The organism is Ruegeria sp. CL3 (genome assembly GCF_056536505.1).
Map to the genome: position 1 here is coordinate 413,509 of NZ_JBQFPT010000001.1, position 15,869 is coordinate 429,377.

General features: G+C 57.5%; 11 protein-coding genes and 3 tRNA genes. 7 read left to right on the forward strand and 7 right to left on the reverse strand.

Annotated features, from left to right (window positions below; all coding sequences use genetic code 11):
* Positions 1 to 43: 43 nt before the first annotated feature.
* Together ACR0NO_RS02095 and ACR0NO_RS02100 are read right to left on the reverse strand one after the other, a co-directional pair.
* On the reverse strand, positions 44 to 520 hold the full coding sequence (locus ACR0NO_RS02095) for a fasciclin domain-containing protein (RefSeq protein ID WP_480523799.1): 477 nt from the start codon (positions 518 to 520) through the stop codon (positions 44 to 46).
* Between the two features lie 71 nt (positions 521 to 591).
* The gene (locus tag ACR0NO_RS02100; RefSeq protein ID WP_480722802.1) at positions 592 to 1,443 is read right to left on the reverse strand and encodes a class I SAM-dependent methyltransferase; all 852 of its coding nucleotides are present in this window, start codon (positions 1,441 to 1,443) and stop codon (positions 592 to 594) included.
* A gap of 150 nt (positions 1,444 to 1,593) precedes the next feature.
* Here ACR0NO_RS02100 and ACR0NO_RS02105 point away from each other — a divergent pair, with 150 nt between their 5' ends.
* The 4 genes from ACR0NO_RS02105 (at position 1,594) to mmsB (ending at position 5,882) form a co-directional block, all read left to right on the forward strand.
* Positions 1,594 to 2,709, forward strand: a complete 1,116-nt coding sequence (locus tag ACR0NO_RS02105) for a carboxylate-amine ligase (protein WP_480722803.1) — start codon at positions 1,594 to 1,596, stop codon at positions 2,707 to 2,709.
* Positions 2,710 to 2,815: 106 nt separating this feature from the next.
* Positions 2,816 to 3,958 carry an acyl-CoA dehydrogenase family protein gene (locus ACR0NO_RS02110; protein WP_480722804.1) on the forward strand — a complete coding sequence of 381 codons (1,143 nt, stop codon included), beginning with the start codon at positions 2,816 to 2,818 and terminating at the stop codon, positions 3,956 to 3,958.
* A gap of 7 nt (positions 3,959 to 3,965) precedes the next feature.
* Positions 3,966 to 5,006: an enoyl-CoA hydratase/isomerase family protein gene (locus ACR0NO_RS02115; RefSeq protein ID WP_480722805.1), complete on the forward strand. Its 1,041-nt coding sequence runs from the start codon at positions 3,966 to 3,968 to the stop codon at positions 5,004 to 5,006.
* Between the two features lie 3 nt (positions 5,007 to 5,009).
* Positions 5,010 to 5,882, forward strand: a complete 873-nt coding sequence (gene mmsB / locus ACR0NO_RS02120; protein WP_480722806.1) for a 3-hydroxyisobutyrate dehydrogenase — start codon at positions 5,010 to 5,012, stop codon at positions 5,880 to 5,882.
* An 80-nt stretch (positions 5,883 to 5,962) separates the two neighbouring features.
* Here the strand turns inward: mmsB and uvrA are convergent, their stop codons facing one another.
* From uvrA to ACR0NO_RS02135, 3 genes are all read right to left on the reverse strand, one after another.
* The gene (gene uvrA, locus ACR0NO_RS02125; RefSeq protein ID WP_480722807.1) at positions 5,963 to 8,821 is read right to left on the reverse strand and encodes an excinuclease ABC subunit UvrA; all 2,859 of its coding nucleotides are present in this window, start codon (positions 8,819 to 8,821) and stop codon (positions 5,963 to 5,965) included.
* 175 nt (positions 8,822 to 8,996) lie between these two features.
* Positions 8,997 to 9,073: transfer RNA gene (locus ACR0NO_RS02130), tRNA-Asp, on the reverse strand.
* Positions 9,074 to 9,118: 45 nt separating this feature from the next.
* Positions 9,119 to 9,195: transfer RNA gene (locus tag ACR0NO_RS02135), tRNA-Asp, on the reverse strand.
* Positions 9,196 to 9,484: 289 nt separating this feature from the next.
* Between ACR0NO_RS02135 and ACR0NO_RS02140 the strand changes: the two genes are divergently transcribed.
* From ACR0NO_RS02140 to ACR0NO_RS02150, 3 genes are all read left to right on the forward strand, one after another.
* Entirely contained in the window at positions 9,485 to 10,204 is a 720-nt protein-coding gene (locus ACR0NO_RS02140; RefSeq protein WP_480722808.1) for a porin, read from the forward strand.
* A gap of 91 nt (positions 10,205 to 10,295) precedes the next feature.
* Positions 10,296 to 10,370: transfer RNA gene (locus ACR0NO_RS02145), tRNA-Val, on the forward strand.
* Positions 10,371 to 10,460: 90 nt separating this feature from the next.
* Positions 10,461 to 12,047 (forward strand): APC family permease, encoded by a 1,587-nt coding sequence (locus tag ACR0NO_RS02150; RefSeq protein WP_480722809.1) that lies wholly within the window; start codon positions 10,461 to 10,463, stop codon positions 12,045 to 12,047.
* 39 nt (positions 12,048 to 12,086) lie between these two features.
* Here ACR0NO_RS02150 and lon read toward each other — a convergent pair whose 3' ends face one another.
* Together lon and tgt are read right to left on the reverse strand one after the other, a co-directional pair.
* The gene (gene lon, locus ACR0NO_RS02155) at positions 12,087 to 14,495 is read right to left on the reverse strand and encodes an endopeptidase La (protein WP_480722810.1); all 2,409 of its coding nucleotides are present in this window, start codon (positions 14,493 to 14,495) and stop codon (positions 12,087 to 12,089) included.
* A gap of 203 nt (positions 14,496 to 14,698) precedes the next feature.
* Positions 14,699 to 15,829 (reverse strand): tRNA guanosine(34) transglycosylase Tgt, encoded by a 1,131-nt coding sequence (tgt, locus tag ACR0NO_RS02160; RefSeq protein ID WP_480722811.1) that lies wholly within the window; start codon positions 15,827 to 15,829, stop codon positions 14,699 to 14,701.
* Positions 15,830 to 15,869 lie beyond the last annotated feature (40 nt).

Consider the following 15,869-nt stretch of genomic DNA (forward strand, 5'->3'; position numbering starts at 1 on the left):
CGGCCATCAGGACCGGGGCTTTTTGTTTAGCGGGGCGCCAAGGTTATTCGGGCAGAATAACCTCATCGACCACATGGATAACGCCATTGCTGGCTTCGATGTCGGCCTGCACCACATCAGCGCCATTCACACGGACGCCGTTTTTGGCATTGACGCTCAGACGATCGCCTTGAACGGTCAGAACCTTCGCGCGCTTGCCAGCGATATCGCCGGACATCACTTTGGCAGGCACAACGTGGTAGGTCAGAATCTCAACCAGTTTGTCCTTGTTTTCAGGCAGCAGCAGGCTTTCCACCGTGCCTTCAGGCAGAGCAGCAAACGCCTCATCCGTCGGTGCAAAAACGGTGAACGGGCCACTGCCTTTCAGCGTGTCGACCAGACCGGCGGCCTGGACGGCTGCGACCAGTGTGGTGAACGATCCCGCAGATACTGCGGTGTCAACGATGTCAGCAGCTTGAGCCTTGATCGGCATGGCAAGTGCAACGGCGGCGGCAGCGCCCATCAATGTGCGACGAAACATGGCTGTCTTCTCCTCTCCAGCTTGTTATGGAAAGGTTTACGGCGCATGTTTCGCACCGGATCACTTTAGGATCACTGTTCTTTGATCTGAACCCAGATACTCTGCGCCCGACCATCATTCAGAAACGGCAGCGCCTCACAGGCATCAGGGCGGTCTTGTTGCAGGTAATACCCCGGCCAAAGCATTGAAAACGCGCCGGATTGCAGCAAAGCGTGCAGCATGTATTGCTCACCCCAACCGGGGCAATCATAAAAGAAACGCTTAGGATACTCATAAGGTAAAAAAACATCATGCACGTGGACAACAACGCCCGGTTTCAGCGTCGGGATGATGCGGCAGAACAGATGCGCGACGTCATTGCTCATCCGAACAACATGGCTGGAATCGATGAACAGAACGTCCCCGGCCTCAAGCTGTTCGAACAGCGCCGGATCGACCTCCTCCAGCCTTTTTTGTTCGAACGCATCGACCACATGAGCGATATCTGCGCGCGGGTAAGGGTCGATTGCTGTGATCTGCGTGTCCAACGCTCCGTCAAGGATGGCTTGCCGCGTCACGCGGGTTGAATTGCCGCAGCCGACCTCGATCACGCGTTTCGGTTTGAACCTGCGGATCATCAGATACAGAGCGTCAGCATCCGGGCTGTCATAGTAGCCATTGCCCAGCCGGTAACCGGTCTGGTTCCGGGCCGGGTCCTTCAGCGCTTCCAGCGCCTCCTTGTGCTGGTCGTATTCAGCGACCAATTGCGCGATGTCGAAGCTTTCCATGCCCGGTGACAGCGTGTAAGCGGGGCGCTCCAGCCCGCCTGCCCGCTCGAACGCCTCCAGCCGGGCGCGTTCGTCCTGTTCGGTCACCTTGTCGACCAGCTTCACCCCTAGCTCATCAAGGGCTGCGTTGATCTGCGGGAATTTTCTGGGTTTCACGAGGCCGGCTCCGTTATCGCATTTCTGCCCGTTCCTTAGCGCTGCTGGTGGTCGCTCTGCAAGCGGCCCCACGACAAACCACTGTCAAACCCTTGGCAAAACGTTGATTTACGTATTCACTGATTGCATTGGAAGACGGCAGGAAGGCCCATGCAACAAGATTTCACGATCGGCATTGAAGAAGAATACCTGCTGGTCGACCGCGACAGCTTGCATCTGGCCGAGGCCCCGGCCGCAATGATGGAGGCCTGCCAGGCTGATTTCGAAGGACAGGTCAGCCCCGAATTCCTGCAGTGCCAGATCGAAGTTGGAACCCGCCCCCACACGACCGTCAAAAGCGCGCGCGAAGATCTCAGGCGTCTGCGCTCCTGTGTCTCGAAACGGGCCGCCGAGTATAACCTCAGCCCGATCGCAGTGTCCTGCCATCCGTTTGCCGATTGGAAAAAGCAGCACCACACACGGAAAGAGCGTTACGACGCGCTGCAACACGCATTGGGCGGCGTTGCACGGCGGATGCTGATTTGCGGGATGCATGTGCATGTGGGGGTCGAGGACCCTGCCCTACGCGCAGACCTGATGCCGCAACTCAGTTACTTCCTACCCCATCTGCTGGCTCTTTCGGCGTCCTCCCCGTTTTGGAATGGCGAGGATACGGGGCTTTCCTCCTATCGCCTGACCGTGTTCGACAATCTACCGCGTACGGGATTGCCGCCGGTCTACAACAGTTGGAGCGAATACGAACGCACAACCGGCGTGTTGGTCGAACTGGGCGTGATCGAAGACACCTCGAAAATATGGTGGGATCTGCGCCCCTCACATCGGTTCCCGACGCTGGAAACCCGGATTATGGACGTGCAGCCGCGGCTTGAGCACACTTTATCGCTGGCCGCCCTCGTGCAGGCGCTGACCCGTATGCTGTGTCGCCTCAAGGCCCGTAATCTGCGCTGGCGACAGTATGACCGCTTCCTGATCGGTGAAAACCGCTGGCGTGCGCAACGCTATGGGGTCGGCGAAGGTTTGATTGATTTTGGGGATCGGTCGATCAAACCCATGGCCGAGCTGATCGGCGAACTCATGGGGATGCTGGCAGAAGATGCCGAGGCATTGGGGACCATGACCGAACTGGCCCGCCTGCGTCAGATCGCCGAGACAGGCACCTCTGCCACCCGCCAACGGCGCGTTCATGCCGAGGCTGTCGCCAAAGGCGAAGACCCTGGCCAGGCCGTTGTCCGCCATCTGATCGAAGAGTTTCACGCGGACCTCTAGCGAACCCTACACTCAAAAAGCTCTCAGGATTGCCCCTCCTGAAATAGTTCTGTAACGATTGCGAAATAAACAATCGTTCAATTCTTTGCCTGTGGGAGGGTGCGCAATGGATTTCGGGCTGACCGAGGAACAAACAGCCATTTTCGATATGGCCTATGGATTTGGGCAGGACAACATCGCCCCCTTCGCCCGCCAGTGGGAGGCCGAAGGCACAATCCCCAAAGAGCTTTGGCCCCGTATCGGAGAGCTTGGCTTTGGCGCGCTCTACGTCTCGGAAGTCAGCGGCGGAGCCGACCTCAGCCGACTTGACGCCACCCTCGTGTTTGAGGCGCTGTCCATGGCCTGCCCCTCGGTCGCGGCGTTCCTGTCGATCCACAATATGTGCGCCAAGATGCTGGACAGTTTCGCCAGTGATGAGCTGAAAACGCGGGTTATGCCCGACGTTCTGAGCCTGAAAACAGTGCTGAGCTACTGCCTGACCGAACCAGGCTCCGGTTCGGACGCCGCCGCGTTGAAGACGCGAGCCGAGCGTACGAACGAGGGCTACACTCTGAACGGCACCAAGGCCTTTATCTCGGGCGGCGGGTACTCGGATGCTTACGTCTGCATGGTCCGCACGGGCGCGGACGGCCCTAAGGGAATCTCGACGGTCTATGTCGAAGACGGCACACCGGGTCTGAGCTTTGGAGCGTTGGAACAGAAGATGGGCTGGAAAAGCCAACCCACTGCGCAGGTCCAGTTCGACGATTGCAACATCCCAGCGGGCAATCTGGTCGGTACCGAAGGGGACGGTTTCAAATACGCGATGATGGGCCTTGATGGAGGGCGTCTGAACATCGCCTCCTGCTCGCTTGGGGCTGCGCAGGCCGGATTGAACATGACCCTGCAATATATGTCTGAACGGAAGGCGTTCGGGCAATCCATTGACCAGTTCCAGGCTCTGCAATTCCGCCTGGCCGACATGGAGATCGAATTGCAGGCCGCGCGCACCTTCCTGCGACAGGCCGCCTGGAAACTGGATCAAGGCGCACCGGATGCGTCGAAATTCTGCGCAATGGCCAAGAAATTCGTGACCGAGACCGGCTCAAATGTTGTGGATCAATGCCTGCAACTGCATGGCGGCTATGGCTATCTTGCCGATTATGGCATCGAAAAGCTTGTGCGCGACCTGCGGGTGCATCAGATACTCGAAGGCACAAACGAAATCATGCGCGTGATCGTGGCGCGCCACCTGCTGGCCGGAACCTGAGGGGATCATGCCTGACATCGACATTCGCACTACCGGTCGCGCCGGGCGCATCACCCTGACCCGCCCAAAGGCATTGAACGCCCTGAGCTATGAGATGTGCATAGCCATCGACACCGCCCTGCGCAACTGGCGCGAAGACGACGATGTCGACCTGATCATCATCGACGCCGAGGGCGACAAAGCCTTTTGCGCAGGCGGCGACATTGCCAAACTGTATGAAACTGGACTCGCAGGGGATTTCTCACACGGGCAAACCTTTTGGCGCGATGAATACCGATTGAATGCGCTGATCTTCGCATACCCCAAACCCATCATCAGCTTTCTGCAGGGCTTCACCATGGGCGGCGGTGTCGGCATCGGCTGCCACGGAACCCATCGCGTGGTCGGAGAGACGTCGAAAATCTCGATGCCGGAATGCGCGATCGGACTGGTTCCGGATGTCGGCGGCTCGTTGATGTTGGCCTTGGCACCAGGGCGGCTGGGCGAATATCTGGGCCTCACCGCCTTCAGAATGGGACCGGCGGATGCCATTTACGCCGGTTTCGCCGATCACTTCATCCCTCCGGCCACGTGGCCGGACCTAATCGAACTGCTAGAGGCGTCGGGCAATGCCGAGCTTGTCAACGATCACGCCCAACCCGCACCCGACGGGAAACTGCAGCAGATGCAACCCGAGATTGACCAGTATTTTGCAGGCGAGACACTCGAGGATATCCTCATAACCCTTCGCTCAGAAGATACTGATTTCACATCGAAAACGCTGGACATGATGGGCCAGCATGCCCCGCTCTCCATGGCCTGCACGGTTGAGATGATCCACCGTCTCCGCGGCCCGTCCCTGACCATGCATCGTGCATTGGATATGGAGTATCGCTTCACCTATCGCGCGCAGGAACACGGAGATCTCATCGAAGGTATTCGCGCGCTGATCATAGATAGGGATCGTAACCCAAGTTGGCAGTACCCGGATATGAAAGTACCCGCTGTTGCGGTCTCGAAAATGCTGCAACCGCTTGGCGCGAACGCACTGACTTTTCAGGAGGATTAAGAGATGCAAATCGGTTTTATCGGCTTGGGCAATATGGGCGCGCCGATGGCGGCCAACCTTGCGAAGGCCGGGCATCAGGTGACAGGTTTCGACACGGCGGGCGTTAGCGTTGATGGCGTGAAGCAAGCGCAATTCGCAACGGAGGTCGTCTCGGGCGCTGATGCCGTCATCACCATGCTGCCGAACGGTGACATCCTGCGCGCGGTCGCAAACCAGATCATCCCGACCATGCAACAGGGCGCGGTGTTGATAGACTGTTCGACCGTTGACGTAGACAGCGCCCGAGCCGTGGCAGAGCAAGCCATCGCTGCGCATCTTCTGTCCGTGGACGCGCCAGTTTCCGGCGGAATCGGAGGGGCCTCGGCCGGCACCCTGACCTTCATGGCTGGCGGAACATCCGACGCCTTCGCCAAAGCCGCCCCGCTCTTCGACATCATGGGTCAAAAAGCCGTGCATTGCGGTGAGGCCGGTGCTGGACAAGCGGCAAAAATCTGCAACAACATGATCCTCGGCGTCACCATGATCGCAACCTGTGAAGCCTTCGCCTTGGCCGACAAACTGGGTCTGGATCGGCAAAAGATGTTCGACGTGGTAAGCACGTCCTCCGGCTACAGCTGGACCATGAACGCCTATTGCCCCGCCCCCGGAGTTGGTCCCACCAGCCCTGCGGATAATGACTATCAGCCGGGCTTCGCCGCCGAATTGATGTTGAAAGACCTGCGCCTCAGCCAGCAAGCTGCCGAAAGCGCCGATGCCGACACCCCGATGGGCCAAGCCGCAACTGCGCTCTATCAGCAGTTCGTTGAAGCCGAAGGTGGTTTGGGCCAGGACTTCTCAGCCATGCTGACCAGATTTGAAAAACGCCGCCGAGAATAAGGCACAAGGATCCTTCATTCATCTGGCCAAAAAATTTCCCGGAGCGCGAGGCAGAGCCTCGCAAAAAACCGTGTCGCAGCCTATTCAGCCGCGACACGTGTGCCTGAAAGCATCGGCTTGAGGTAACGCCCGGTGTGGCTCCGCTCGACTTCAGCCACTTCTTCCGGTGTTCCGGTGGCAACGATCTCGCCACCGCCATCGCCACCTTCCGGGCCGATATCAATGATGTGGTCCGCGGTTTTCACGACGTCCAGATTGTGTTCGATCACGACAACCGTGTTCCCTTGATCGACCAGTTCATGGAGCACTTCCAACAACTTACGTACGTCTTCGAAATGCAGACCCGTGGTCGGCTCGTCCAGAATATACAAAGTCCGCCCGGTTGAGCGTTTCGAAAGCTCCTTCGACAGTTTGACTCGCTGCGCTTCACCTCCGGACAGCGTGGTCGCCTGTTGTCCCACTTTTATATAGCCCAACCCAACCCGCGCCAGAGCATCCATCTTGTCGCGGATCGACGGCACGGCCTTGAAGAACTCCTGCGCGTCTTCGACCGTCATATCAAGCACATCGGCGATGGACTTGCCTTTGAATTTGATCTCCAGCGTCTCGCGATTGTACCGCGCGCCCTTGCAAGTCTCGCAGGTGACGTAGACATCCGGTAGAAAGTGCATCTCAATCTTGATGACGCCGTCGCCCTGACACGCCTCACATCGACCGCCCTTGACGTTGAAACTGAACCGCCCGGGCTTGTAGCCGCGCGCTTTGGCCTCGGGCAATCCCGCAAACCAGTCACGGATCGGCGTGAACGCCCCGGTGTAAGTCGCTGGATTCGAACGCGGAGTACGCCCGATGGGACGCTGGTCGATGTCGATGACCTTGTCCAGATGCTCCAACCCTTTGATAGTTTCGCAGGGCGCAGGCGTCTGGCGCGCACCGTTCAATCGCATCGAGGCCGTTTTGAACAGCGTCTCAATCGTCAGCGTCGACTTGCCCCCACCCGACACGCCCGTGACACAGACGAATTTGCCCAGAGGAAACTCGGCCGTTACGTTCTTAAGGTTGTTGCCCGTCGCCTTCACCACGGTCAGCTTTTTCTTGTTGCCCTTGCGCCGCTCCGCGGGCACCGCAATCTCTCGCGTACCGGCCAAATATTGCCCCGTAACGGAGGCCGCATCTGCCGTGATCTCGGCTGGCGTTCCCTTGCTGACGACCTGCCCACCGTGGACACCCGCTCCGGGACCGATGTCGAACACATAGTCGGCCTCACGGATCGCTTCCTCATCGTGTTCGACGACGATCACCGTATTGCCCTGATCTCGCAGGTTTTTCAGCGTGCCCAACAGGCGATCATTGTCCCGTTGGTGCAAGCCGATTGACGGCTCGTCCAGAACATAGAGAACGCCAGTCAGGCCCGATCCGATCTGGCTGGCAAGCCGGATACGCTGGCTTTCACCACCAGAAAGAGTACCACTTGAACGTGACAGTGTAAGGTATTCCAATCCCACATTATTCAGGAATCCGAGGCGTTCGCGAATCTCCTTCAAAATCGCCCGCGCGATCTCATTTTTCTGAACGCTCAGATGGTTCGGCGCGTCCTCGACCCAGGCCAGAGCCTCACGGATCGACATCTCGACTACCTGCCCCACGTGGAGGTCAGCGATCTTCACGGCCAAGGCTTCCGCGCGCAGGCGGTAGCCTTCGCAGGTGCCGCACGGACGGTTGTTCTGGTAGCGCTCAAACTCTTCCCGAATCCAGGCGCTGTCGGTCTCGCGGTAGCGGCGCTCCATATTCGGAATCACGCCCTCGAAGTTGCGCGTTACCTGATAGACACGCCCACCCTCATCATAGCGGAACTGGATTTCCTCATCCCCAGAGCCGCGCAGAAACACCTGCTGCACCTTCTTGGGCAGGTCTTTCCACGGCGTGTTCTTGTCGAACTCATAGTGGCGCGCGATGGCTTCGATGGTTTGCAGGAAATACGGAGATTTCCCCTTTCGCCACGGTGCCAGGGCCCCGTCATATAGTTTCAGTGTCTGATCCGGCACCACAAGGCGTTCGTCAAAGAACAGCTCAACGCCAAGTCCATCACAATCCGGGCAGGCCCCGAACGGGGCGTTGAATGAAAAGAGGCGCGGTTCAATTTCGGGAATCGTAAACCCGCTTACCGGGCAGGCAAAGTTTTCACTGAAAGTAATCCGTTCAGGATCCCCTTCGCGCGGAGCTGTTTCCAGAATTGCGATGCCATCAGCCAGATCCAGAGCGGTGCGCAGGCTGTCGGCTAGACGCGTCTCCATCCCCTCGCGAACGACGAGACGATCCACAACCACATCGATATCGTGGCGGAATTTCTTGTCCAGCGTCGGCGGTTCATCCAGTTCATAGAACTCACCATCCACCTTGACGCGCTGGAAGCCCTGCTTCCGCAGTTCGAGGAACTCTTTCCTATATTCGCCCTTCCGGTCGCGCACGATGGGGGCCAACAGGTAGCCGCGCGTGCCCTCTTCCATCGTCATAATCCGGTCGACCATGTCCTGTACTTGCTGTGCTTCGATCGGCAGACCAGTTGCAGGACTGTAAGGTGTCCCCGCACGTGCAAACAGCAGGCGCAGGTAGTCATAGATTTCGGTCACCGTCCCAACGGTCGAGCGCGGGTTCTTTGACGTGGTCTTCTGTTCGATCGAAATCGCCGGAGACAGACCGCTGATATGGTCCACATCCGGCTTTTCCATCATATCGAGGAATTGCCGCGCATAGGCCGAGAGGCTTTCGACATAACGGCGCTGACCCTCGGCGTAGATCGTGTCAAAAGCCAGCGAGGATTTACCGGAGCCAGACAGACCGGTGATCACCACCAGCTGGTCACGCGGGATATCCACGTCAATGCTCTTGAGGTTATGCTCGCGCGCGCCGCGCACCTCGATATTCTTCAACTCAGCCATTCTGGCCCCCAACAAACACGTCCCTCAGAGATAGGCGAGCGGCGCTGAGTCTCCAACAGAAAAGTTAGAACAAACTGAGAACGAACAGATTATTGCCGACACATCCTGACATCAGCCCGAAACAACGCCAGCCTCGCGCCAAATACCTATGATTTTCGAAACATTCGAGGGAAAATGGCGCGGTTGACGGGGCTCGAACCCGCGACCCCCGGCGTGACAGGCCGGTACTCTAACCAACTGAGCTACAACCGCGCATCTATTTTCGTGGCCTTTAAACTGGACCAAGTCTGGCAGCGATGGCGCGGTTGACGGGGCTCGAACCCGCGACCCCCGGCGTGACAGGCCGGTACTCTAACCAACTGAGCTACAACCGCCCGCTGCCCGTTCGTTGCTGAACGTTGGGGTGTATTATGGCTACGCTCGGGCATCGTCAAGCGGCGTTTTGAAGTTTTTTGCCTGAAGCCTGATTTTTGTTTGCGGCCGCTCCTCGGCCATCCTTCGAGGCGCGGCCCGTGCGTCCGCGCATTTGTGCTCCACCTGCAACAGCATATTGAAATCGCGCCAAACCTCTACTCATCCTTAACGATAAAAACTAACCAGATATTCATGCGCGTTAGTCTCATTTTGACCCGCGCCAACAAAAACACAATTCGGAGCAGAAACGTGAAAAAAATCATTGCTACCAGTGCATTGAGCAGCCTTCTACTGACCGGCGTGGCATATGCCGTCGAGGTAACTGGCGGATATGTGGACCTGGGCTATTCTACCTTCACAGACAGCGATCTTGGCGACGTCTACAACCTTAACGGCGCGGGCGAGTTGGCGTTTTCCCGCGCTTTCAGCCTGCAACTGGATGCGGGCGGCTACCGGTTCGAGGACGAGGACTATAACGGCACAAACGTCACCCTGCACGCCAACCTGCACACGCAAACCGCTTCGTTCGGTGCTTTCTATGGGCAGGACCATATCGAAGACGAGACGTTCCAATTCTATGGCGTTGAGGCCGGCTTCGGCGCAGGCCCTGCACAGATCGAAGGGTACCTGGGCTTTCAAGACCTGAAGGAAGCCTCGGGCGCGGATGGCGTAATTCTGGGCTTCTCAGCCGGAGGGGCCGTCAATGACAAATGGACTGTGATCGGTAAGTACGACTACCTGAACGACATTGAAGGTGCTTTGGACGTCAGCGCATTTTCGATTGGCGCGACCTATAATGTTGGCACCAACGCACAGGTTTACGGCGAATTCGGCGCGGCCCACCTATCTATCGGCAGCGCCAGCAGCACCGAACCGTTCCTAGGCGCAGGTGTCCGTATCAATCTGGGCAACGAGCGCGGCACAACCTTCGGTCGCCGTGGCGTTCTGGACAAGCTGCCCGGCCTCTAAAAAACATCAGACCCCGGCTTACAGACTGGCCGGGGTCCTGCCCCTATAAGTCTTGCAGCCGGGAATGAGCTGCGATAAAACGCCGGGCAATGGGTGATTAGCTCAGTGGTAGAGCGCTTCGTTCACATCGAAGATGTCAGGAGTTCAAATCTCTTATCACCCACCACCTCCTATTTTTTACACCTCCAGACAACGCTTGTCAGGCCAGAATCCGCCGGCGTATCTTTGACATACGCAGTGTAAAGGGTTGACGCGGATGGCCAAATTGAAGCGTGACATTGGCCTACTGGGTCTGACCTTCATTTCCGTTGGCGGCATTATAGGCTCTGGATGGTTGTTCGGCCCGCTCTTGGCTGTGCAACACGCAGGACCAGCTGCGGTTCTGTCGTGGATCATTGGCGCGGTGGCCATGTTTGTTCTGGCCATCACATTCGCTGAAATCTCGGCCATGCTGCCAATTCCGGGCGGTATCGCCCGGGTTCCCCAATTCTCGCATGGCAACATCGTCGCGATGGCAATGGGTTGGACGGCCTGGATCGGCTACAACACCACTGCGCCAATAGAGGTTGAAGCGATGTTGAAGTACTTAGCCCCTTACGCGCCCTGGCTGCACAATTCCGAGAGCGGAGATCTAACGAGCGCAGGTGTGCTGGTTGCTCTCTCCTTCATGCTTCTGTTCGTTGCCGTCAACGCCTTGGGCGTCAAATTCTTCACACGTGTCAACGCCACATTAACTTGGGCGAAGATAGCGATTCCGGTTATTCTCTCAGTACTCTTGATCGTGAGCAGGTTTGAGGTTCAAAACTTCAGCCGACCCGACGGGTTCGCCCCATATGGGCTGCAGGGCATCATGGCTGCGGTGTCGACTGGGGGCGTGATCTTTTCCTTCATCGGATTTCGTCACATCGTCGATATGGCCGGCGAGGTCCGCAACCCGAAATTCGCAATCCCAGCCGCGCTGGTTCTTTCAGTTTTGATGTGTGCGGCACTCTATTTAGCCCTACAGATCGCATTCATCGGCGCCCTCGACCCAACCTCGCTGGCACAAGGCTGGTCCAGTCTCAACTTCGGCGGAGAAGGTCCGCTGGATGCCGTGATAGTGTCCGTGGGCATTGTCTGGTTCCTAAGCGTATTGAATGTCGGTTCAGTCATAGGGCCATTCGGCAACGGGCTTGTTGCAACAGGTTCGAATGCCCGGATCGCTATGGCCCTGTCGAAGAATGGTTTTCTTCCCCAACGCATCATGCAGTTGTCTTCTTTTGGAATACCCTTCTGGGCGCTTGTGCTGAATTTCGGGATCGGAGTTTTGTTCCTGCTTTCGGTCCCGTTTACCACGGTCATCGCATTGAACGGGGCGGCAATTGTCTTGTCTTTCGCGGTAGGGCCGATCGCTGTCGTATGCCTTAGAAAGCTGATGCCAGATCACCCACGCTCAATCCGAATCCCCGCTGTCCGTTTCGTAGGCGCACTGGCCTTCGCCATAGCGACACTGATCGTTTATTGGAGCGGATGGGACACCGTCTGGCGCTTGGGCGTCGCGTTGATCATCGGAATGATCTTGTTGCTGATCCGCTTTCACAATCGTCTGGATGAAATGGACGTGGCCGAAGCGCGTTGGCTGATGCCCTATTTCGTCGGCATCGGTGTAATTTCAATATTTGGCCAGTTCGGAGAGGGTGCTCTAAAATTCATCCCGTTCGGCTGGGATATTCTGGTCTGCATTCTGTTCTCGACGGGGATATTCATGATCGCTGTCCGGTCGTCCTTGGCCGACGAAAAGTTTCAGAAATACATCGAAGAAGAGGAAATTTTGGAACCGAAACAACCAGTTGTCGGGCTATAGAAAAAAGGCGGGGACCAGCCTCGCCTTTTTCTTCGTGTCTTAGTGCGCCGTTGCAGACGGCCCAGAGCTTTCAGCCGCTTTTGCTGCCGCAGCCGCCGCCTCTTCTGCGGCTTCGTCCCATTCGATGGGCTCGGGCTCCTCGACCAACGCCTGTTTCAGCACTTCCGAGACGTGTTTGACCGGGATGATCTCCAACCCTTCCTTCACGTTGTCCGGAATGTCGGCCAGATCCTTTTCGTTTTCTTCCGGGATCAGAACCGTCTTGATGCCACCGCGCAGAGCCGCCAGCAGTTTTTCCTTCAAACCACCGATCGGCATCGCATTCCCGCGCAGTGAGACCTCACCCGTCATGGCGATATCCTTGCGCACTGGAATGCCAGTCAGCACGGACACAATCGAAGTCACCATCGCCAAACCAGCCGAAGGGCCATCCTTAGGCGTCGCGCCATCCGGCACGTGCACGTGGATATCGATCTTGTCAAACTGAGGCGGCTTCACCCCGATCTGAGGCGAAATTGAGCGCACATAGGACGAGGCTGCGTCGATGGATTCCTTCATCACATCGCCCAGTTTACCGGTGGTCTTCATCCGCCCCTTGCCGGGCAATTTCAGCGCCTCGATATGCAGAAGGTCTCCACCAACCGACGTCCACGCCAGACCGGTCACGACGCCAACTTGATCGTCCTGTTCAGCCAGACCATAGCGGAACTTGGGCACGCCGAGGAAATCATCCAGATTCTCAGGCGTCACGGTAACCGAGTCAGCCTCTTTCTTGATGATCTTGGTCAGCGACTTCCGCGCCACTTTTGCGATTTCCCGTTCGAGGTTCCGCACGCCCGCCTCACGGGTGTAGGTGCGGATGATCGACTGCAGCGCCTCATCGGTCAGTTCAAATTCCTTAGCTTTTAGGCCATGGTTTTTGACCTGCTTGCTGATCAGGTGCTGCTTGGCGATCTCGGATTTTTCCTCTTCGGTATAACCGGCCAGCGGGATGATCTCCATCCGGTCCAGCAGAGGCCCAGGCATGTTGTAGCTGTTCGAGGTGGTCAGAAACATCACGTTGGACAGGTCATATTCGACCTCAAGGTAGTGATCCATGAACGTGCTGTTCTGTTCCGGGTCCAATACTTCCAACATTGCCGAGGCCGGATCACCACGGAAATCCTGCCCCATCTTGTCGATCTCATCGAGCAAGATCAGCGGGTTCGTGGTTTTCGCCTTTTTCAGCGCCTGAATGATCTTACCGGGCATCGAGCCAATGTAAGTCCGACGGTGACCCCGAATCTCGGATTCGTCGCGCACACCACCCAGCGAGATGCGAATGAACTCGCGCCCCGTGGCTTTGGCAACCGATTTGCCAAGTGAGGTTTTACCCACGCCCGGAGGGCCAACAAGGCATAGGATCGGGCCTTTCAGCTTTTTCGAACGCTGCTGAACCGCCAGATATTCAACGATCCGCTCTTTGACTTTCTCAAGCCCATAGTGATCGGCGTCCAGAATGTCCTGCGCGCGGCCCAAGTCCTTTTTGACGCGGGACTTGGTGCCCCACGGCAAGGACAAGATCCAGTCCAGATAGTTACGCACGACGGTGGCCTCAGCCGACATCGGGCTCATGTTGCGCAGCTTCTTCAGCTCGCCTTCAGCCTTTTCACGGGCCTCTTTTGACAGCTTGGTCTCATTGATCTTCTCTTCCAGTTCGGCGACTTCGTTACTGCCGTCTTCGCCATCGCCAAGCTCCTTCTGAATGGCCTTCATCTGCTCATTCAGATAATACTCGCGCTGCGTCTTCTCCATCTGGGATTTGACGCGGGTCTTGATCTTTTTCTCGACCTGCAGAACCGACATTTCGCCCTGCATCAGGCCATAGACCTTCTCGAGCCGCTCGCTGACCGAGAGCGTTTCAAGCAGTTCCTGCTTTTGCTCGACCTCAATGCCCAGATGACCCGACACGAGGTCGGCCAGTTTGGCGGGCTCGGTGGTCTCACCCACGGCAGCCAAAGCTTCTTCGGGGATGTTTTTGCGAACCTTGGCGTAGCGCTCAAACTCATCCGCGACAGTGCGCAGCAGCGCTTCAGTCGTTGTGACATCGCCCGGAATTTCAGTCAGATACTCGGCACGGGCCTCGAAAAACTGTTCGTTTTCAAGGAACTCCGTGATCTGCACGCGCGCCTGCCCTTCGACCAGCACCTTGACGGTGCCGTCGGGCAATTTCAGCAGTTGCAGCACATTGGCCAGAACACCGGCTTGATAGATACCATCTACATCCGGATCATCGACACTCGGGTCGATCTGGCTGGATAACAGAATTTGCTTATCATCCTGCATCACCTCTTCCAGCGCGCGGACCGATTTGTCTCGGCCCACAAAGAGCGGCACGATCATGTGTGGAAACACCACAATATCGCGCAGCGGCAGGACGGGGTATGAGGAATTCAGAGGCTCTTGCATGCTCTATCCTTATCATTGGCAAGACAGCTCTGGTCCCTGCTTGAGGCAACCACTGGCCGTCTCCTGTCTTGGATGGTTTAAGGTGGGGCTGTTACCGCCCTATTTCAACCTCACCACCGTGTCTCAATTCGCAGCATGACCAAAGGTTCTGCGGACCGCAAGGCGCGCTAGGAAGATATCCACCGAAATTGTGCCGGTGCCTGCTAAATCGGCTCAATATCGCCCTGCGTGCGCTGCGCATGGAAATTGGCCCGCCAGGCCTCAAACGTTCCTGCCGCAATCGCGTCACGCATACCCTGCATGATTTCCTGGAAGTAGTGCAGGTTATGCCAGGTCAGCAGCATGCCCGAGATCATCTCGTTCGAGCGGAAAACATGGTGCAGATAGGCGCGCGAGTAGTGCGAACAGGCCGGGCATGTGCACTCTTCGTCCAGCGGGCGTGGATCATCGGCATGGCGCGCGTTCTTGATGTTCACCACGCCGTGACGCGTGAACACCTGACCGGTGCGACCGGACCGGGACGGCAAAACGCAATCCATCATGTCCACACCGCGCGCCACAGCGCCTACGATATCATCCGGTTTCCCTACACCCATCAGGTAACGCGGCTTGTCGGTGGGCAGGAAATCGGGGGCAAAATCGAGGCAGTCAAACATCGCCTCCTGCCCCTCACCCACGGCCAGACCGCCGATAGCGTAGCCCTCAAAGCCGATCGCTTTCAACGCCTCGGCGCTTTCTTCGCGCAGGTCTTGTTCCAGCCCGCCCTGCATGATCCCGAACAGAGCGTGGCCCGGGCGATCCCCGAACGCATCGCGGGACCGCTGCGCCCAACGCATCGACAGCTGCATCGACTCGGCAATACGTTTCCGGTCCGCAGGCAGTGAAGGGCATTCATCGAAACACATCACGACGTCCGACCCCAGAAGGCGTTGAATCTCCATTGACCGTTCCGGTGTCAGCTCATGCTTGGAGCCGTCGATATGGGATTTGAAGGTCACGCCCTTTTCGGTCAGTTTGCGCAACCCTGCCAGAGACATGACCTGAAAACCGCCCGAGTCGGTCAGGATGGGACGTTCCCAATTCATGAACTTGTGCAGCCCTCCCAAACGGTCGATCCGTTCGGCCGTGGGGCGTAGCATCAGGTGGTAGGTATTGCCCAGCAGGATATCGGCCCCGGTCGCACGTACGCTTTCCGGCATCATCGCCTTGACCGTCGCTGCGGTGCCAACCGGCATGAAGGCAGGCGTACGAACCTCGCCACGTGGCGTGTTGATCACGCCGGTGCGGGCTTTGCCGTCGGTTGCTTTGAGGTCAAAGGAAAACTGCTGGGTCATGTCATCATCTCGGATCGCGGAACCGGGCAGGCTTTGCCCG

Excerpts from the sequence above, each read along its gene's own strand:
- lon (WP_480722810.1), bottom strand. The coding sequence starts at position 14,495 with ATGCAAGAGCCTCTGAATTCCTCATACCCCGTCCTGCCGCTGCGCGAT.
- uvrA (WP_480722807.1), bottom strand. The coding sequence starts at position 8,821 with ATGGCTGAGTTGAAGAATATCGAGGTGCGCGGCGCGCGCGAGCATAAC.
- ACR0NO_RS02105 (WP_480722803.1), top strand. The coding sequence starts at position 1,594 with ATGCAACAAGATTTCACGATCGGCATTGAAGAAGAATACCTGCTGGTC.
- ACR0NO_RS02095 (WP_480523799.1), bottom strand. The coding sequence starts at position 520 with ATGTTTCGTCGCACATTGATGGGCGCTGCCGCCGCCGTTGCACTTGCC.
- tgt (WP_480722811.1), bottom strand. The coding sequence starts at position 15,829 with ATGACCCAGCAGTTTTCCTTTGACCTCAAAGCAACCGACGGCAAAGCC.
- ACR0NO_RS02115 (WP_480722805.1), top strand. The coding sequence starts at position 3,966 with ATGCCTGACATCGACATTCGCACTACCGGTCGCGCCGGGCGCATCACC.
- mmsB (WP_480722806.1), top strand. The coding sequence starts at position 5,010 with ATGCAAATCGGTTTTATCGGCTTGGGCAATATGGGCGCGCCGATGGCG.
- ACR0NO_RS02110 (WP_480722804.1), top strand. The coding sequence starts at position 2,816 with ATGGATTTCGGGCTGACCGAGGAACAAACAGCCATTTTCGATATGGCC.
- ACR0NO_RS02150 (WP_480722809.1), top strand. The coding sequence starts at position 10,461 with ATGGCCAAATTGAAGCGTGACATTGGCCTACTGGGTCTGACCTTCATT.